This window comes from Pseudomonas sp. AM8 (assembly GCF_036346475.1).
In the GTDB taxonomy this organism is placed as follows: Bacteria; Pseudomonadota; Gammaproteobacteria; order Pseudomonadales; family Pseudomonadaceae; genus Aquipseudomonas; species Aquipseudomonas marginalis.
Map to the genome: position 1 here is coordinate 94,073 of NZ_JAOTNX010000009.1, position 19,303 is coordinate 113,375.

Annotated in this window: 15 protein-coding genes and 2 pseudogenes; 12 read left to right on the top strand and 5 right to left on the bottom strand. The window is 59.3% G+C overall.

Features of this window, described 5'->3' with window-relative positions; genetic code table 11:
• Positions 1-144 precede the first annotated feature (144 nt).
• Positions 145-1,374, bottom strand: a complete 1,230-nt coding sequence (locus tag V3W40_RS21175; protein ID WP_330215599.1) for an MFS transporter — start codon at positions 1,372-1,374, stop codon at positions 145-147.
• 150 nt (positions 1,375-1,524) lie between these two features.
• On the opposite strand from V3W40_RS21175, the pseudogene V3W40_RS34855 reads away from it, so the two are divergent.
• The 6 genes and pseudogenes from V3W40_RS34855 to V3W40_RS21195 all read left to right on the top strand — a co-directional run.
• Positions 1,525-1,650, top strand: a pseudogene (locus V3W40_RS34855) (DUF6124 family protein); the annotation flags it as partial.
• A 352-nt stretch (positions 1,651-2,002) separates the two neighbouring features.
• A complete protein-coding gene (locus tag V3W40_RS21180) occupies positions 2,003-2,935 on the top strand; it encodes a chemotaxis protein CheV (protein WP_330215600.1) in 933 nt (310 codons plus the stop codon).
• A gap of 75 nt (positions 2,936-3,010) precedes the next feature.
• Positions 3,011-4,126, top strand: coding sequence for an HD-GYP domain-containing protein (locus tag V3W40_RS21185; protein ID WP_330215601.1), 1,116 nt, complete (start codon positions 3,011-3,013; stop codon positions 4,124-4,126).
• 444 nt (positions 4,127-4,570) lie between these two features.
• A pseudogene (locus V3W40_RS34860) lies at positions 4,571-5,521 on the top strand (PDC sensor domain-containing protein); the annotation flags it as partial.
• Positions 5,522-5,632: 111 nt separating this feature from the next.
• Positions 5,633-6,421: a methyl-accepting chemotaxis protein gene (locus tag V3W40_RS34865; protein ID WP_442962864.1), complete on the top strand. Its 789-nt coding sequence runs from the start codon at positions 5,633-5,635 to the stop codon at positions 6,419-6,421.
• Positions 6,422-6,569: 148 nt separating this feature from the next.
• Positions 6,570-8,009 carry an ArnT family glycosyltransferase gene (locus tag V3W40_RS21195; protein ID WP_330215603.1) on the top strand — a complete coding sequence of 480 codons (1,440 nt, stop codon included), beginning with the start codon at positions 6,570-6,572 and terminating at the stop codon, positions 8,007-8,009.
• A 15-nt stretch (positions 8,010-8,024) separates the two neighbouring features.
• Here V3W40_RS21195 and V3W40_RS21200 read toward each other — a convergent pair whose 3' ends face one another.
• The gene (locus tag V3W40_RS21200) at positions 8,025-8,513 is read right to left on the bottom strand and encodes a TIGR00645 family protein (protein ID WP_017253710.1); all 489 of its coding nucleotides are present in this window, start codon (positions 8,511-8,513) and stop codon (positions 8,025-8,027) included.
• Between the two features lie 164 nt (positions 8,514-8,677).
• Between V3W40_RS21200 and V3W40_RS21205 the strand changes: the two genes are divergently transcribed.
• Complete coding sequence (locus V3W40_RS21205; protein ID WP_330215604.1) at positions 8,678-10,501, top strand: hypothetical protein; 1,824 nt, start codon at positions 8,678-8,680, stop codon at positions 10,499-10,501.
• Positions 10,502-10,507: 6 nt separating this feature from the next.
• Here V3W40_RS21205 and V3W40_RS21210 read toward each other — a convergent pair whose 3' ends face one another.
• Together V3W40_RS21210 and V3W40_RS21215 are read right to left on the bottom strand one after the other, a co-directional pair.
• Entirely contained in the window at positions 10,508-10,825 is a 318-nt protein-coding gene (locus V3W40_RS21210) for a PA4575 family protein (protein ID WP_027605329.1), read from the bottom strand.
• 298 nt (positions 10,826-11,123) lie between these two features.
• On the bottom strand, positions 11,124-13,562 hold the full coding sequence (locus V3W40_RS21215; protein WP_065925342.1) for a Lon protease family protein: 2,439 nt from the start codon (positions 13,560-13,562) through the stop codon (positions 11,124-11,126).
• 268 nt (positions 13,563-13,830) lie between these two features.
• Between V3W40_RS21215 and V3W40_RS21220 the strand changes: the two genes are divergently transcribed.
• The 5 genes from V3W40_RS21220 (at position 13,831) to V3W40_RS21240 (ending at position 17,690) form a co-directional block, all read left to right on the top strand.
• Positions 13,831-14,319, top strand: a complete 489-nt coding sequence (locus V3W40_RS21220; RefSeq protein ID WP_027605327.1) for a DUF3015 domain-containing protein — start codon at positions 13,831-13,833, stop codon at positions 14,317-14,319.
• 91 nt (positions 14,320-14,410) lie between these two features.
• Complete coding sequence (locus tag V3W40_RS21225) at positions 14,411-16,264, top strand: Lnb N-terminal periplasmic domain-containing protein (protein WP_330215605.1); 1,854 nt, start codon at positions 14,411-14,413, stop codon at positions 16,262-16,264.
• 48 nt (positions 16,265-16,312) lie between these two features.
• A complete protein-coding gene (locus V3W40_RS21230) occupies positions 16,313-16,618 on the top strand; it encodes a chorismate mutase (protein WP_330215606.1) in 306 nt (101 codons plus the stop codon).
• A 147-nt stretch (positions 16,619-16,765) separates the two neighbouring features.
• A complete protein-coding gene (locus V3W40_RS21235) occupies positions 16,766-17,122 on the top strand; it encodes a hypothetical protein (protein ID WP_065938304.1) in 357 nt (118 codons plus the stop codon).
• A 70-nt stretch (positions 17,123-17,192) separates the two neighbouring features.
• The gene (locus V3W40_RS21240) at positions 17,193-17,690 is read left to right on the top strand and encodes a GreA/GreB family elongation factor (protein WP_065925346.1); all 498 of its coding nucleotides are present in this window, start codon (positions 17,193-17,195) and stop codon (positions 17,688-17,690) included.
• On the opposite strand, the gene gdhA is transcribed toward V3W40_RS21240, so the two are convergent.
• Positions 17,687-19,024 carry an NADP-specific glutamate dehydrogenase gene (gdhA, locus tag V3W40_RS21245; RefSeq protein WP_065938305.1) on the bottom strand — a complete coding sequence of 446 codons (1,338 nt, stop codon included), beginning with the start codon at positions 19,022-19,024 and terminating at the stop codon, positions 17,687-17,689. The two genes, V3W40_RS21240 and gdhA, sit on opposite strands and share 4 nt — an antisense overlap.
• Positions 19,025-19,303 lie beyond the last annotated feature (279 nt).

The window sequence follows — 19,303 nt, forward strand, 5'->3', positions numbered from 1 at the left end:
CGCTTTGGTATTCCAATGGTATTCCCGGCTGCCCAGCACCAGTCTTGGGAAAGCCCCCCTGCCCTTGTGAAGACGACGTTCTCCGAATTTATCTCCAGCAGAGGCGCAACCGGGATACAGCGCTAAACAAGGTACAGACGCAATTCACTCTGATGCAGGAGCTCTGCGCAACATCAACATTGCAATAAAAACCGCACCGACTACCCCCACCGAGATCATCAGCCCATGCTCGCTGACATAGGACACTGTGGCGCCCGTGGCAATGGGACCCAATACGCTACCCAAGGTGTAGAACATCGCAATCGCCGTCATGGCAGTGGACATTTGATGTTCGCCCACTCGGTCTCCCGCCTCGATCACTGCCAGGGTGTTCATGCCGCCAATGGCGCCGCCCCAGAGGAACACGGTAATCGTCGCCAACCAAGGGAGCGGCTGGCTGAACGGAATAGCCAGGGTGCCCAGCAACAGTATCAAGCCGCAGACTAATTGACCGACCTTGTAGGAACTGCGGTCGGCCATCCAGCCGATCGGCAGTTGCAGGACGGTGCCTCCAATGCCGAACACCGATATCAGCAGGGTGGCGGCGGTCAATAGATAACCGGTCGAGAGGCTGTAGCCGGCAAGGAATGATACGGATGAGGTTTCCGAAAAGCCTGCGATAAACGCGCCACACAGCGCCGTGGGGATGACGCTGAATAACTTGCCATGGCGTTTTTCCGCCGGTGTTTGCGGTCGCGTATCGTAGCCCTTGAGGGTTAAGGCCAGCGCGCCGGATAACAACACGATCACGGCACAGGCGTAGTAAGGCGCGGTACTCCCGACGCCGAATACCACCAACAGCAGCGGGCCAACAGCAATACCCAGGCCCATCAAGGTCTCATGTATGCCGATCGCCCGGCCGCGCTCGTCTTTCGAGGCGACCGCGAGGATCCACGTATCGCAGGCAATCCAGCGCAGGATCAAGCCAATACCGAGTACGAAGTTCAGCGAAAAAATCAGTACCAAATGGGTAGTCAAGGTCATACCGATCAGCGCGGCAATCGTCAGCGCTGCGCTGAGGATATTCGTCTTGACGAGCCCCAAATGGGCCAGCAAGCGCGGAACCCATTTGTAGAGCAGCAGGATCGCCAACCACGAGGCACTGACAATCACCCCGATCTTTGCCGGCTCGACCCCATGCTGATCCAGCGAAAGCGACAGCAGCGGAGTGACGGTACCTATCTGCACGATCTGTGACAGGGCCGAGAGCGTGTTTATCTTGGTGAGCGCAAACCAGCGTTGTTTGTCGGTGTACTCAATACCGGTATTTTCCATTCGTGACCGACCTTGGCTAGACAGCGCTAAAGTGTTCGAACAACCACGGGCAGAGCTCACCTTCGGGCTTGTGGAACAGCGCACTGATGGTGTCCAGAGGCGTCCAGTCGGCCTGGATGCCTTAGAGACTTTCGAGGAAGGGTAGAGCAATTTCCAGCACCCGACGATGATCCATCTGTTCCGGCTCGACTATCCCGCGGTGAAGCATGTATTACGCACCGCCCCCCCGAGCCCCTGCTGATTCAAGCAAGCGAAACCCTCGCCTCACTCAACGCCATGACCACCGACCTGGCCTTCGAGCTCGAAGGTGCCAACCGTCACAAGCTACTGGCCACCTAACAATTGATCGTGCCAGGTGAACTGATGGTCGAACGAGTGCTGGTACTCACCCAAGACGCGCGCGCATTCCAGTAACAAGAAAGGCCGAGTCGCATTCAGCGTCTCGGCCTTTTGTTGTCATACATCCACCCTGCTATTTTCCAATCTTAATCATTATCAACTCCCAATCCAGCAAGTTAGCCAACTAACTATTTTAAAACATCCGCCTGAATAGCTAATCATCCGCGCCGATATTGCTTTAACGATAAACCCGTCGATTATTTTTATTTCACATATATTTTACATTCCCCCACATATGCTAATGTCATTAAGACATCAACGCTGTTCCAACCAGAATCAAGGGGTGTGTATGGCAGGTGTAATGGCATCCGTTAACAGCCGTACACAACTGGTGGGTCAGAACAGGCTGGAATTATTGCTATTCCGCTTCAACGACCAACAGCTGTACGGAATCAACGTCTTTAAAGTTCGGGAAGTTATCCGCTGCCCCAAGTTATCTCTACTACCAAAGTCTAATAACAACATTTGTGGCGTTGCCAATATACGCGGCACTTGCATTCCCATTCTAGACCTCGCGATGGCAACGGGGCTGCCCGGGATCACGGATAAAGAAAGCGCCTTTATTATACTTACGGAGTACAACAACCGCGTTCAGGGTTTTCTGGTATATGCGGTTGAACACATCGTCAATTTGAACTGGGAAGACATTCATCCGCCCCCCAAGGGCAGCGGCGACAACAATTACCTGACGGCCGTTACCCGTGCCGATGATCGTCTGGTCGAAATCATCGACGTGGAAAAGGTGCTGACGGAAATCTCGCCCTCGTCCGAGGAAATATCCGTCGGCGTGGTGGATGACGCGGTCACCCAACAGGCCAGGCATCTGCGTGTGCTGACCGTGGACGACTCGATGGTGGCGCGTAAACAGGTGACCCGCTGTCTGGAGACGGTAGGCGTCGAGGTGGTCGCCTTGAACGATGGGCGCCAGGCGCTGGATTACCTTCGGGCCATGCTCGAGGAGGGGCGCAACCCGCACGAGGAGTTCCTGATGATGATTTCGGACATCGAAATGCCGGAAATGGACGGTTATACCCTGACCGCCGAAATCCGCAGCGACCCGCGCATGGCCAAGTTGCATATCGTACTGCACACCTCCCTGTCGGGCGGTTTCAACCAGGCCATGGTCAAGAAAGTCGGGGCCGATGATTTCCTGGCAAAGTTTCGCCCGGATGACCTGGCAGGCCGCGTAGTCGCGCGTATCAAGGCCGCGAGCCCGATCTGAAAGGCAAGACAACACTGCTCAAGCCAGGGAGGCTGATGAGACACGTATAAGAAGAACATCAACAGAGGGCATACCATGTTGAAGTGCAATGAACTCAATCTGCAGGCGCCTGACGGCGAGGCAAAGCCCTTCTGGCGGGACGGTGCACCCTCAGAGGGGCCGTGCGCCCTGGGCTGCGGCGCTCCGCCAGCCACCCAGCCCCCAACAGCTGCTCCGGTCATCGCCGTCGTCCCCACCTCCATGCAGGACGAGTTGGTCGCTGCACAGGAAATCTGTAGCCGCGCCAAGACCGCCGTTGTCGAAATGTTCGGCCATGCCCGCATGGGCCGGGCCCTGGAGCTTGAAGACGTCAGTGCACTGGTGGACGACATTTCGAGCTCGATCGCCCGCCATCCCAACGCCTTTATCAGCCTGGCACGCCTGAAAAGCATCGACGACTACACCTACATGCATTCGGTCGCCGTGTGTGCGTTGATGATTGCCCTGGGCAATCAATTGGGCCTGTCCTCCGCACTGATTCGTCGGGTCGGGATGGCCGGGTTGCTGCACGACATCGGCAAAATGGCCATACCAGGTGCCATCCTCAACAAGCCTGGCCGGTTGAGCAGTGACGAATTGCAGTTGGTGCGCACCCATCCACTGGAGGGGGAGAAAACCCTGCTGGCGGCCTCGCAGATGTGCGAAATGGTCGTGGATGTGTGCCTGCATCACCACGAAAAGTTCGACGGTACCGGCTACCCCCATCAATTGGCGGGTGACCAGATAAGCCTGATGGCCCGGATGGCGGCGGTATGCGATGTCTACGATGCAATCACCTCGGACCGTTCCTACAACCAGGGCTGGGACCCCGCCGTCGCCATCCAGCAAATGTCCACATGGGACGGACACTTTGATGACGAGGTATTTCGTGCGTTTTTGAAGTCCGTGGGTATTTACCCGATCGGTTCTATCGTTCAATTGAAAAGTGGCAGTATCGGCGTAGTCATAGAACAACATCCTGATTCTTTATTGACGCCAAAAATAAAAGTGTTTTTCCTGCCCGTTCTGAATATCCATGTAACGCCGAAAATAATAGACCTGAGTGATCCCGCACAACCCGACCGGATTGTCGCGAGGGTGCCGCACCAGCGTTACGGTTTTAAAAACACCGACCGTTTATGGCTCGATGAAGAGACGCCCAAAGAGCACTAAGCAACACCCAGCGCTGTACCGCATGTATATGCCTAAGCAGCCAATGATAAAACACTATGCCTTGTGCAAAGAAAGTACCGGAATGTCGACATTCGATGATGTTGGCGACTATTAGCCTGGGCAGGAAATATCATGAAATTCAACTCATTGCAGACTCGAATTTGCTTCACCGCCGGACTCTGCCTGTTTATCTCATGTGCGAGTTTGGTGTCATATGGCTTGTACTCCTCGAACGCCAATCAGGCCTATGTAGGCACGGAAGTTTCAACCCTGATTGAAAGCGCCACCGTCCGCGAAGTGCAAAACCTGGCTGAGTCGCGTGCCAATGCCATCCAGGCAAAACTGCAGAACGCCTTGGACTCGGCACGCACAATGGCCAATACCCTGGGAGCAAGTAAAAGTGCCCAGAGCCCGCTGAGCCTGGGCCGCGAGCAGATCAATACGATGCTGCTCAGCGTGCTCAAGGACAACCCCGACTTCAACGGCACGTATTCATGCTGGGAGCCGGACGCGCTGGACGGCCAGGACCAAGCCTTTCGTATCAATGAAGGCGGTAACAACCCGTTGACGGGCCGCTTCACGCCTTACTGGACACGCAGTTCAGACGGCCATATCGCCGTGCAACCGCTGGTTGAGTACGATTCCGATGCCCGCCACCCCAATGGTGTGCTGAAGGGCGGCTGGTATTCCGGCCCGCGGGACACCCAGAAAGAAAGCGTGCTGGACCCACTTCCCTACGTGGTGCAAGGCAAAAATGTGTGGTTGACCACGCTGTCGGTACCTATCACCGCCAATGGCAAGTTCTACGGCGTGGTCGGTGCAGACTTCGACATTTCGTTTATCCAGAAACTCAGCGAGCAAATGTCCGCCGACCTGTATGGCGGCAAAGGCTCCGTGTCGATCCTGAGCAATCAAGGGTTGGTGGTGGCCGACAGTAAACGCCCGGACCTCATTGGCCAGTCATTGAAAGCGTTGTTGCCCGGCTCTTGGGAGAACGTGTTGAGCAATGTACAGAAGGGTCAGGGAGACAGCCGGTTCAACCCGGATTCCCAGGAAATCGAAGTGCAGATGCCGATCAACCTGGGCCGCACCGGCAAGCCCTGGGCGATCGTGATCCATCTGCCCAAGGCGGTGGTCATGAGCCAGGCCATTGCCCTGGAGCAGGAACTGCAGTCACGCGGCGTCAAGAGCAGCATCTGGCAGGTCTCGGTCGGCGTGGGTATCTCCTTGCTGGCATTGCTGGCGCTGTGGTTCGCCACGGCGAAAATCGTCGGTCCGATTCGTGAAGCCGCCGCCCTGGCCGCCAACATCAGCCTGGGTGATTTCTCGCGTCGGCTGGTGCAAAAATCTGAAGATGAAGTGGGCCAGTTGTCCTTTGCCTTGAACGATATGTCGGAAAGCCTGCAACGCCAGGTGCGCGTGGCCGAGCGAATTTCCGAAGGGGACCTGGATCTGGAAGTGCGCCTGTCCTCGCCCAATGACACCCTGGGCAAGTCGTTGGAAAAAATGGTCGGCAACCTGAACACCTTGATTTCCCAGGTGCAGGCCAGCGCCACGCAAATCACCGGCAGTTCCGCGCAGGTCACCGAGTTGAGCCAGTCGCTGTCCGACGGCGCGTCCAATTCTGCCTCGTCCATCACTGAAATCAGTGCGGTGATGACCCAGATGGCAGCGCAAACCACCGACAACGCCGCCAATGCGAAAAAGGCCGACGAGCAATCCCAGGCTTCCCGCGCCGACGCCGGGGAAAGTGACAAGTTGATGAGTGAATTGATCGCCGCCATGGCGGAAATCGACAACTCGGGCAAAGACATCACGGCCATTATCACCACCATCGACAACATCGCCGCTCAAACCAATCTGCTGGCGCTGAACGCGGCCATCGAGGCCGCCCGTGCCGGCGAACTGGGCCGTGGCTTTGCGGTGGTCGCCGATGAGGTCAGGAGCCTCGCCGCCCGCAGCGCCGAAGCCGCCCAGCAAACCGCCGCGCTGATTGCCGATTCTTCGACCAAAACGCAACGCGGCATGGTCATCGCCGGCCGCACAGCCGACTCGTTGAGAAATATCGTCACCGGCACCAGCACGGTTTCCAGCCTGGTGTCGCTGATCTACCAAGCCTCCAGCGAACAGGCTTCCGGTCTGCAACAGGCGAGTATCGGCCTTGAGCAGATCGACGAAGTCACCCAGCAGAATCAGGCAAACTCCCAGCAATGCGCGGTGGCGGCCAAGAACCTGTCGGAACGGGCCAGCTCCATGCAACAGGGCTTGAGCCGGTTCAAAGTCAAAGCCTCGTAATGCCTCACGCGAAGCCAGGGGGACGTCAACCTCCTGGCCCAGCGACATAAAACCACTCCCATTCATGAAATATTAAGAATCGTCTCCCTATACTCACCGATTGCGAGCCGTTCCCCCGAACGGCCGCCTGCCTCGGTAGCCAGACTCCATGACGCGCCCCGCTCCCCTGCTGCTCCTGCTTGCTGCTCTGTTGTTCTTCTTTGCCCTGGGAAACCACGAACTGCAAGGCTCCACCGAGGCCCGCGTCGCGGGGATCGCCATGGCCATGCACCTGGACAATGACTGGGTCGTGCCGCAACTGTTTCGTGAACCCTTCCTGGAAAAACCGCCCCTGAGCCTGTGGCTGGACGCCGGAGCGATTCGCCTGTTCGGCGGCACGCCTGGGGCGGTCCGCCTGGCCTCGGCATTTGCCGGTCTGTTCAGCGTGATGCTGTTCTATGGAATGCTGCGCAGGTTCGGGCGCCCGAAAACATTGGCCTTCAGTGCGGCGCTGATCCTGGCGACCATGGCCAGCTACTGGAGCAATGTGCGTGGCGTGGGGGAAGACTCACTGCTCAGCCTCGGCGTGACCACCGCGCTGCTGGCGTTCTACCAGGCGATGCGGCCTGAGTCCGAGCGCCAAGGCTCGACGACCTGGGCCTGGGCGCTGTTTACCGCCGGCATGGTGATCGCCACCTTGAGCAAAGGCGTACTGGGCCTGGCGATGCCGGGCATCGTGATTTTCGTGTACCTGGCCAGCACCAGCCTGATGGACAAGCGCCTGCGCCTCGCCGACTGGCTCAAGCCGGCGCTGTTCACCCTGTTGGCATTGGTGCCGCTGATGATCTGGTTGTGCTTCCTGTTCCAGCGCGGCGGGATGCAGGCCGTGGGCGAAGTACTGTGGACCAACAGCGTCGGGCGCTTCAGCGGCTCGTTCGTAGAGGCCGGGCATTACGAGCCGTTCTACTACTACATCGCCAAGCTGCCCGAGGCCTTCCTGCCGTGGAACATCCTGGTGTACCTGGGCCTGTGGCATTTCCGTAAAAGCCTGGTGCGTAACCGCTATCGCCTGTTTTTCAGCATATGGCTGGTGGCGCAGTTCACCCTGCTGACGTTGGCCTCAAGCAAGCGCACGGTTTACTTGATGGCCCTGACACCGGCCGCCGCCGTACTGGCCGCCGAATACGCCCGGGTGTTGCTGGAATGGCTCAAGGACCACAAGCCGGCGCTGTACCGCTACCACCGGCATGTGATCGGCGGCGTCTTCAGCCTGCTCATCGCCTGCTATCTGGTGACCGCATTCTGGTTCGCGCCAAAAGCTGACGCGCGCCAGTCATTCGTACCGGTGATCAGTCAGGTCCAGGCACTGCAGGCGCAAGGCAAGGAAGTCGCGCTGTTCCAGCCCAACGAGCGGATCGCGGGGGCCGGCGTGTTCTATATGAAGAGTTACCTGAGGATCCTGCAGACGGAACCCGAACTGCACAGCTACCTTGCGGCCCAGCCCGGCAACGTTGCGCTGCTGGACCATACCAACGACTTGACCACCAAGGTCACGGTGATCAAGGAGATGGCCATCAACCGCCAGCCCTACTACTTCATCGAGCAGTAAGGCCAGCGCGGGGCATCAGTGCTTGGTGACCTTGTCCAGGTAACCCATGGCGAACGCCGAGATCACGAAGGTCATGTGAATGATCACGTACCACATCAGGTGTTGCGGATCGACGTTCTTGGCGTCCATGAAGATGCGCAGCAAGTGGATGGAGGAAATCGCCACGATGGAGGCCGCTACTTTCATCTTCAGCGACGAAGAGTCCATGGTGCCCAGCCAGTTGAGCTTTTCCTTGTTTTCATCGATGTCCAGCTGCGAGACGAAGTTCTCGTAGCCGGAAATCATCACCATCACCAGCAAGCCGCCGACCAGGGCCATGTCGATCAACGACAGCAGCACCAGGATCAGCTCGGACTCGGCCATCGAGAACACGCTCGGCAGCAGGTGAATCACTTCCTGGAAGAATTTCAGCGCCAGCGCCAGCAACCCGAGGGACAGGCCGAAATAGATAGGCGCCAGCAGCCAGCGCGAGGCGTACATAGCATTTTCGATAAAGCGTTCCATTGGATCTCACACAGCATGGCTAGAAATGGCGGCGAGTATACCAGCCGCTATAAGACACCTGTAACCACGAGAAAACTGACCTGGGCGGCATCTGTAAGAGAATTTTTCTGCTAGTGTCGAGCCCAATAACTCGGCTCGATGACGTCGGACAGGAAAAAACTCAGATGATGGATGTGCGATCCCCTTTGGCCAGCGTTGGCCTGTGCGCCGCCTTGTTGCTGGCCGGCGGCTGTTCCCCAAGCGATGAGCAGAAACAGGCCACCCTCGAAGAGAAAACCGCGAAGTTCGAGCAGTCCCTCGACAGCATCCAGGATCCGAAACTGCGCGACGCCATTGCCGACCTCGGCGGCTCGCTGCTGCTGCTGGAACGGGCGCGGGTCAAGCTCGCCACCAAGCCCATCGAGGCCGAATACGGCGAGGACAGCCTCGCGCTGCTCAAGCACTACCCCACGCCGCAAGGGCTGGTGGACACCTACATCAATGGCTTGTTCGTACTGCGCAAAGCCTCACATTCCGACTACCTGACCGATCTGCAGCCGGTCTTCCCGTTCAACTTCAATGTGCCGGACCAGTTCCCCTTCCCCCACGGCCTGGAATGGCAGTCCGTCACCTTGAGCAACAACAAGGTCGTGCCGTTCCAGCCGGAATGGTCCGAAACCGATCCCGGTATCCAGTTGAGCCCCAGCAGCTCCAACCTGACCAACCCGGATGACCTGACGGTCACCTACCCGTTTATCGATGGCATCGAGACGGAAAACAAAAGCCAGCCGCAACCCGTTCGCCTCAAAGGCGCAGTGGAAGTGATCGCACCGGGCAAAGTGCTGACCTTCGACTTGTCGAAAAAGGACGTGGGCCACAAACGCACCGAAGGCAATATCACCGTCAACCTGCTGCTCCTGGAGAAGAACTACGCCGAAATCGAACTGACCAACAGCCAACCACTGGCCCCCGAAGTGGGTGACGAATCGCCTAACCCCTTGCTGGTACAGGCGCGGGACGGCACCGGGCAATTCCTCACACGCTCGGGTTCGATCAACGAAAGCAGCGCGCAAGTCGAGTTCTACCAGAAGCAGTTGGCCGAGATGCAAAAACAGAAGGCCTGGTCCGATGGGTTTGAAAAGCAACTGGTCGATGAGCAGAAAGCCTTCGAACACAAGCAGAGCAGCCATTACGCCAAGGTCTATTTCAATGGCCTGATCGACACCCTGCAGATCAATGTGCTGGATTTCTCCACGGCCACGGTCACCCGCAAGGACCTCGACCTGCCGGTCCTGCGCTTCGACAAGAACAGCCTGGAAAAAACCGTACAAGCCTTGCCCATGCCGGTCACCGTGTACGACGACAGCGCCGCCAGCTGGCTCAAGGACGCCTCGTTGACCGAGGAACAACTGAAAAACAGCGTCACCATCAGCCAGTCCGTCGAAGACGCCAGCGCCGCCCATATCGTGTTCGACCACCCATTCACCTTCAATGACGACCTGGTGGGCAGCGAGCGCAACAGCAGCGAATCACCGGTGACGTTCTTCACTGCCGATGAGAAAGGTGAACGCGGCGAGCCCATCGAATTGCCGACCGAGGCGTATGAATTGAACCCGGCCCGCGGCACCCTCACCTACGACCTCAACCTGTTCCCGGAAAACCCGGCGTTTGTGGTGGGTTCGATCCCGCTGTTCCTGGCGACTATCGAGAAAGGCGACATCGATGCGGCCAAGCTGCCCAAGGGGTTGTCGCTCAAAGACAACGCACTGATCGTCGACCAAAAGGAGTTCCCGGCCGACAGCTGGCGCTTCTATGCCAAGGACGCCAGCGGCAACTACCTCAAGGAAATCCTCGGCGTCAGCCATCGCGCCGAGGAATACGGCACGGCCTTGTTTGACGTGCATTACTTCTACGGCCAGCCGACGGCACTGGAAAGCTACCAGCGCACCGACCTGAGTACCGTGCAATACGGCTTTGAGGTCAAGCTGGACAAACCCGAGAGCAAATAACCGCGCCTACAGCGCCAGTTGCTCATGGCTGCCATTGAGCTGCCGCAGATGGGCCTGCATGTGCAGGCACCAGATCTGCGGGTCACCCGCCAGCTCATAGCCGTGCAGGGTCAGGCTGTCGACGATCGATTGCAGCATGCTTTCTGCCACGAAGGGCCCATGAAACGGGCCCTGGGACTTGATTGTGGAAGGCTGCTCACCCGTCATTCCGGCGGCAAACAACAAGGTCCACATTCCGTTATCCCCCGCGAGCGGGCGAACGGAGCATTCGATTCGGGTAACCAGGCCGAAGCACTGGCGGGTAAGGCAAAGGTTGCGCGGCATGGCGGCGACCCTCGGTAGATCGGTGTTCAGCCTCAACCTATGGCGAGGCTGTTTCTATCCAGCGACTCCTGTGGATATCCCTACGCTCAGAATAGAATAAAACCACGACAAACCAAGGCTGTAGGGACCAACGGGCGTTGGCCCCTCAGAAGGACGTCAATTTAGTGACGCAACCAGATCCAAATGTGGGAGGGGGCTTGCTCCCGATGCAGTGTGCCAGTCGACATCTACATGACTGACCTATCGCAATCGGGAGCAAGCCCCCTCCCACATGTTTGATCCGGCCTGGCCTCAGAACTCAGGTGGGCTTGGCTTCGGCCAGCGCCTGCTGCGCCAGCTCCTTCTCCGCTTCCTTCAGGTCTTCCTCGCTGATCATCTCGGCAATCGCGCGCAAGCGCTCGACCACGCGGGCATTGACCGTGCCTTCCGGGAACTGCCCCTCGGCGTCCGGCTCACCGGCATCCTCGCCCACCAGCAGGCTCAATGCCTCGTCGGCCTGCCGCACCGCATAGATGTGGAATTGCCCGGCGCGCACGGCCTGCAACACCTTCTCATCCAGCATCAACGTGGCCACGTTGGCCTGGGGAATGATCGCCCCTTGCTCGCCGGTCAGACCGCGGGCTTCGCACAGGCGGAAGAAGCCTTCGATCTTCTCGTTGACCCCGCCCACGGCCTGCACTTCACCAAACTGGTTGATCGAACCGGTGATCGCAAAGCACTGCTTGAGCGGCGTCTTCGACAAGGCCGAGATCAACGTGCAGGCCTCGCCCAGGGACGCGCTGTCACCGTCCACGTAACCGTAGGACTGTTCCAGCGCGATACTCGCCGAGATCGCCAGCGGAAATTCCTGGGCATAGCGGCTGCCCAGGTAACCGGTGAGAATCATCACGCCTTTGGAGTGAATCGGCTGCCCGAGGTTAACTTCACGCTCGATGTCGACGATTCCGCTGCCGCCCGGGTACACCGTGGCGGAAATCCGCGCCGGCACACCGAACGCCGAGTCGCCGACCTCCAGCACCGTCAGCCCGTTGCACTTGCCGACCGCCGCGCCGGCGGTGTCGATCAGGATCACCCCGGCGAGCATATCGTCGAGAATCCGCGCCGACACACGCCCGGTGCGCGTGGCCTTGGCCTTCAGCGCGCGCTCGATATGGCCGGCATCGGTCATCTCATCGCCCGCCAGGTGCCGGATAAAGTCCGCTTCGCTGACCAGCTGGAACAAATCCCCAATACGCGCCGACAAACGGCCCTGGTGCTCCGCCAGCCGTGCGCTGTAGGTGGCCAGCCGCGCCACCGCGTCCGAAGTCAGCGGCGCCATGCCTTCTTCCGAAGTGCGGGTCTTGAGCAACTGGGCGAACTGCTCCAGGCTCTCGTCCACCATCGGAATATCTTCGTCGAAATCCACCAGCACCCGGAACATCTCCTGGAAGTCCGGATCGGCGTCCTGCAGCGCGTAATACAACTGGCGCGAACCGATGATGATGACCTTGACCTGCAATGGGATCATCTGCGGGTTAAGGGTCACGGTGGCCAGGCGGCCCAGTTCGCCCAGGGGCGATTCCATCTTCAGCTTGCGCGACTGCAAGGAACGCTTGAGGGCGTCCCACACAAACGGCTCGCTGAGCATCTTCTCGGCTTCAAGAATCAGGAACCCGCCGTTGGCACGGTGCAAAGCGCCCGGGCGCAACTGGCGATAGGTGGTGTACAGCGCGCCCTGGTCGGTGCTGTATTCGATACGGCCGAACAGGTTGTCGTAGGTCGGGTGCGGTTCAAACACCACCGGCGCGCCACCGTTGACCGGATGGCCCACCACCAGGCTCGGGCAGTATTGCTCTTCGAGCAGCTTGCGGGCCTGGGCGTCGGTCTTGGCGTCGTCCACCAGTTGCTCGACCACGGTTTTCAGCAGGTACACCTGCATGGCCTGCAGGTAACCGCAGACACCGGCGTTCTCCGCGTACTTTTCCGACAGCGGTGCGAGCAAAGGCTGCAAGGCCAGGGTGATGGTTTCTTCGTTGAACTGACGCAGTTGGTTATTGGACTCGCGCTTCCACTGGGGCAGGCTGGCCAACTCCTCGTTGAGGCGTTCTTCCAGCTCGGAAATATCCGTGTGGAAACGCTCGCGATCCACTTCCGGCAGCTGGGAGAACTCGGCCTCATCCAGGGCCTTGCCGTCGAGCATCGGGGTGAAGGCGATGTTGGAACTGTCGCGGTACAGCGCCACGTCCTTTTCCAGGGCCAGGCGCTCGATCACGTCCAGGGCCTTGTCATAGCGCTGGTTGAAAGCGCGGTCGATGGCACTCTTGCGCTGTTGATAAGTCGGGTGTTCGAACACCGCCGGGAAGGTCGCGACGAGGTTGTCGACCAGGCCATTGATATCGGCAATGAACGCCGCCGCACCGCCGCCTGGCAATTCCAGGGCGCGGGGTTCGCGAGGCTCGTCAAAATTATTCACATAGACCCAGTCCGCCGGGGTCTGCAGGCGCTTGCCCTCGGCTTTCAGGTAGCGTTTGACGAACGAAAAGCGGCCGGTACCCGGCTCGCCCATGACAAATACGTTGTAGCCGGGGCGCGGCATGGCCACGCCGAACTGCAACGCTTCAACCGCACGTTCCTGGCCAAGCACACCGCGAAAGGGCTCCAAATCATTGGTGGTCGAGAAGCTGAACTGTTCAGCGGAGAAAGGGCGAGTCAGCGCTTCGGGCGCTAGACGCAAGCTGGCAGCAACAGGATCAGGCATCGGGCTTCCTTACATCAGGCGGGGCAGATGACGGCATTCTGGCTCCCTGTTGCGCGCTCTGGCAAGGCGCGCCGTTGGGAAACCCTGGACACGGGAGGCGCCCTGCAAAAAAAATCGCGACATTGCTGATTGTTTTATAAAAACACACGGAACCCTTGGAACGTGCCTAAACTCCAAACTGCGCGGGTTGGACTAATAACCGATCCCGAGGGCGCTATGAAGTGCCTGAACCCTTGTCCATTGGTTTGCACACAAAGAGAACAAAGCTATGAAACGGATCCTTCTCGGTACTCTCTTCACCGTCGTCTCCCTCAATGCAATGGCTGAAGCACCAGGTGGCCCGAACTGCGGTTGGGGCAACATGTTGTTCGAAGGCCAGCGCGGTACTCCAGCTCACTTCCTGGCTTCCACCACCAACGGTACTTCGGGTAACGCCACCTTCGGCATGACCTCGGGCACCAACGGTTGCAGCACCAACAGCGCGCTGACCTACGGCGGCAAGTCCTGGATTGCCATGAATGGCATGATGAACGAGCTGTCCGAAGACATGGCCAAGGGTAATGGCGAAGCACTGACCACCTACGCCGTGGTACTGGGCGTTGCTCCGGAAGATCGCGAGCACTTCGCTGCCGTGGCTCACGAACACTTCCAGCAAATCTTCAGCAAGGCCGATGTGACCGCTGAAGACGTGCACAACAACACCCTGGCTGTACTGAAAGGCGATGCCCGTCTGGCGAAATACGCTACCCAGGCTTAAGCTCGTCCTGCCCGCGCCTACCCAGGCGCGGGTTTTATTTTTGGACCCGCCTCTCCTTGGGTCTCTCTAATTTCCGACTTAAGTTGCCCCTATGCTCAAACGCTTTGCCTGGATGGCACTCTTTGCCTGCGCCCCGCTGTACGCGGCACCGCATCTTGATGATCAACGTTTGCAGCAATTGGCCAATGATCCGTTCTGGCTTTCTCTGGGCCATTACGAAGCCGGCAAAATCAGTGGCTGGCGCAGCTATGTCAGTGAAAAGAAATTCTTCCTCGCCGCCGATGGCGCCCACCACCCGGATGCAGAACTCAAGGCCACCGTTGAAGTGCTTTACGCTCCGGCCAGCCTGGGTGAAAAACACGCCCAATGCGTTTACCCCGCACGTACCCGCTGGCTCAAGGATCAGTTGCACCTCACTGACCTGCCCGCCGTGGACTGCAAGGAATTCAAGCAATGGTTCAAGGACGTCGCCCCCCATAGCGCGGTGATGATCTTCCCGGCGGCCTACCTCAACAGTCCGTCGTCGATGTTCGGCCATACCCTGCTGCGTATCGACCAGGCCGACGTGCAGAGCAACAAGACTGCGCTGCTCAGCTACGCGATCAACTTCGGCGCCTATATCGAAGGCTCGGACAACAGCATCCTGTACGCCTGGAAAGGCCTGATGGGCGGCTACCCCGGCCTGTTCGCCCTGGTGCCCTACCAGGAAAAACTCTCCGAATACCGTAGTCTCGAAAACCGCGACTTGTGGGAATACCGCCTCAACCTCACCCAGGTCGAGACCGAGCGCATGGTCGAGCACGTGTGGGAGCTCAAGCAGATCCAGTTCGACTACTTTTTCTTCGATGAAAACTGCTCCTATCGCCTGCTGGAACTGCTGCAAGTGGCGCGCCCCGGCCTGCGCCTGACCGAGCAATTCCCGCTTACCGCGATCCCCACCGACACGGTCAAGGCCGTGAAGGATGCGGGACTGGTGGAAAAGATCGACTACCGCCCCTCCCGCGAGCGCGAGTTGCTGGAGCGTACCAAGCCGCTGAACAGCGACGAGCAACAATGGGTACTGAAGGTCAGCGACGACCAGCAACAACTGCAGGAACCGGCCTTTAAAGCGTTGCCTCGCGACCGCCAGGCCCTGATCATCGACGCCGCCTACCGCCTGGGCCGCTACCGTGCCAATGGCCTCGAGCGCGACACCGCGCGCTCCCAACGCAGCTTCGAACTGCTGCGCGCGATCAACCAGAACCCCGCGCCCGACCTGACGATCACGCCCCCCGGCCTGCCCGAAAACGGCCATGAGTCCCGCACCTGGCAAGCCGGCATCGGCACCCGTGGCGACAAGGCCTTCGGCGAATACGGCCTGCGCATGGCCTACCACGACCTCAACGACAACGCCGAAGGCTTCCCCCTCGGCGCCCAGATCGAAATCCTGCAGATGAAACTGCGCCAGTACGAAGGCAACCACTGGCAACTGCAGCAACTGGACCTGGCCACCATCCGCTCCCTGACCCCGCGCAACGCCTTGCTGCAGCCGTGGTCCTGGCAAGTCACCGGTGGCCTGGAGCGGGTGCCCGGTAAACACGACGACGAAACCCTGGTCGCCCACGTCAACGGCGGCGCCGGCGGCACCTGGCAACTGCGCGACGACATGCTCGGCTTCGCCCTCGGCACCGTGCGTGTGGAACACAACAACGACTTCAACGAAGCCATCTCCCCCGCTGCCGGGTTCAATACCGGCGTGCTGTGGAAAAACCCCCTGGGCAACTTGAGCCTGGAGGCTAAAGGAGACTTCTTCACCAATGGCGAGGTACGTCGCAGCCTCAGCCTGAACCAGCAGTGGGAACTGTCCCGCAACCTCGGCCTGCGCCTGAGTGCACAGCGCGAGTACAGCCACTTGTCGACGCCGGTGAATGAAGTGATGCTTGAGGTGAAGTGGTATCACTACTGACTAACACCTTTTGTCAGCATTGCCCGCACAATCAGGAGTTCACTCGACATGGCCGTTACCTGCACCACCCTTGAAGAAGTTCGAAACAACATCGACCGCCTCGACCAGCAAATCGTCACCCTGCTGGCCGAACGCGGCCGCTACGTCTCCCAGGCGGCACGCTTCAAAAAAGATACCGATGGCGTCAAGGCCCCGCAGCGGGTCGAGCAGGTGATCGCCAAGGTGCGGGATCTGGCGCAGACCGTGGGTGCCACCCCCGAGGTGACCGAGCAGGTCTATCGCGCAATGATCGCGGCGTTTATCCAGCAGGAATTGGCGGAACATGCGGCTCTGGCGACCAACCAGGCAACATAGGCCCTTGTGGTGAGGACGCCAACGGCTTCGGTGCCGACCGCTCGATCTCATCGTGCTCCACACCTTTCTCACACCCCTTTCACACCTCCCCGACAAATCCCTATCTAGACTTCTCCTATCAGCCGTGAAACGGCCAGGGAGCAAGCAATGTGGCGGTATGCAGTAATGCTGTGTGCGGTGGTGTGGCTATCGGGTTGCCAGTCAACCCATCAGGAATTGCTGGCTCGGGGCTATCCGCCCGCCTTTGCCGATGGTTTTGACGATGGGTGCAGCAGCGGCCGCCAGGCGGCGGGGGTGATCACCGGGGTGTTTCGCAAAAACGTGCCGCGTTACCTGAAAGACCGGGTCTACGCCGAAGGCTGGGAGGATGGTTTTCGCCAGTGCAAGGCCATGCGCGAGAACGAGGAGCTGCGCGACTACAAGGACAATCACTGGGATGACCGTGAACGCGCCTGGCAACAGGAGAAGAACCGGGATGCTGCGCGGGCCTATCGCTCGCAATAGGTCGCTTTCAGACATTCATCGAAACTAAAGCGCGGCGAACATGGCCCAAGCTCCATAGAGGGAGAACGTCATGAGCCGAGCTTTTGTAAATGAGGACAACGCCGCCGCCCAGGCAGATCAGCCGGTGGAGCGCCAGGTCAGTGAGCAGCCCAATCGCCTGACCGCGCAAGGGTTGGCGCAATTGCAGGCCAAGGTTACGCAGCTACAAGCCGCGCACAGCGCCGAGTCCGCCAAGGGCGAACAGGCCGATAAGCAGCGCCAGGCCGACCTTGAGCGGGATTTGCGCTACTTCAACCAGCGCGTGCAAAGCGCCCAGGTGGTGGCGCCCGCTACGTCTACCGACAAGGTGCAGATCGGCAACTGGGTGACGTTCGCCAATGAGCATGACGAGCAGCAGCGCATTCAATTGGTCGGGGAAGACCAGGCCGATGCCGGCGCCGGCCTGATCAACTGGGGCTCGCCCCTGGGCCGTGCCTTGCTGGGCGCCCAGGTGGGTGACGAGGTGCTGTGGAAGCGCCCCGTCGGCGACCAATTGATCGAGGTGCTGCGCATCGAGGCCGAGGCTTAGACGATGCCCTGGGCCAGCATCGCGTCGGCAACCTTGACAAAGCCCGCAATGTTCGCGCCCTTCACGTAGTTGATCCGACCGTTCTCTTCGCCGTAGTGCACACAGGCATGGTGGATCGACTGCATGATGTTGTGCAGCTTGCTGTCCACTTCACCGGCGGTCCACAGCAGGCGCATGGCGTTCTGCGACATCTCCAGGCCGCTCACGGCGACGCCGCCGGCATTCGATGCCTTGCCCGGCGCAAACAGGATGCCCGCCTCGATAAAGATATCCACAGCCTCAAGGGTGGTCGGCATGTTGGCGCCTTCGGCCACGCAGATGCAGCCGTTGCGCAGCAGCGTGCGGGCCGCTTCGGCGTCGAGTTCGTTCTGGGTAGCGCATGGCAGGGCAATGTCGCAGGCCAGCTCCCAAGGGGTTTTGCCGGCGCGGAACTCCAGGCCGTAACGGCCGGCCAGTTCGCTGATGCGCCCGCGCTGCACGTTTTTCAGCTCCAGCAGCGCCGACCATTGTTCCTCGGTCAAGCCGCTTTCGGCGTAGAGCGTGCCTTCGGAGTCAGACAGGGAAATCACCTTGCCGCCCAGGTCCATGACCTTGCGCGCCGCGTATTGGGCGACGTTGCCGGAGCCGGAGACCGCGACACGCTTGCCTTCCACTCGCAGGCCGTCGCGCTTGAGCATTTCTTCGGCGAAGTACACACACCCGAACCCGGTGGCTTCCGGGCGGATCAGGCTGCCGCCGTAGGTCATGCCCTTGCCGGTCAGCACCGAGGTGAATTGGTTGCTCAGGCGCTTGTACTGGCCAAACAGGAAGCCAATTTCACGGGCGCCCACGCCGATGTCGCCGGCCGGTACGTCCACGTCTGCGCCGATATGGCGGTACAGCTCGCTCATGAACGCCTGGCAGAAGCGCATGACTTCGGCATCGCTCTTGCCTTTGGGATCAAAATCCGAGCCGCCCTTGCCGCCGCCCATGGGCAGCGAAGTCAGGGAATTCTTGAAGGTCTGCTCGAAGGCGAGGAATTTCAGCACTCCCAGGTTTACCGACGGGTGGAAACGCAGGCCGCCCTTGTAGGGGCCGATGGCGCTGTTCATCTGGATACGAAAGCCGCGGTTGACCTGGACCTTGCCGTGATCATCCACCCACGACACCCGAAAGGTAATCGCGCGCTCCGGCTCGCAGATGCGCTCCAGGATGCCCGAGGCCAGGTAATGGGGATTGGCTTCAAGAAACGGCCACAGGCTGCGTAGGACTTCTTCTACGGCCTGGTGGAATTCCGGCTGGTCGGGGTCGCGTTTTTTCAGGCGGGCGAGGAAGGATTCGACGGATTCGATCATGAAAAGTCTCGGCAAATTGATTGTTTTTAAATGAGATTGAGCCGGACTTTATCAATTCATGTTGCACCGCGACAGGGCAAAATGTCGCTTTTGTGAATTTAAATGGTGCATTAGATATAAATAAACCCAGGAAATAGGGATTTATCGCACTTAAAAAGTGATTACCCACCCACGGCATGCACCAACAAGGAAACAGCTATCGGGAGCAAGCCCCCTCCCACATTTGAGTTGTGAACACATTCAAAAATGTGGGAGGGGGCTTGCTCCCGATAGGGCCGT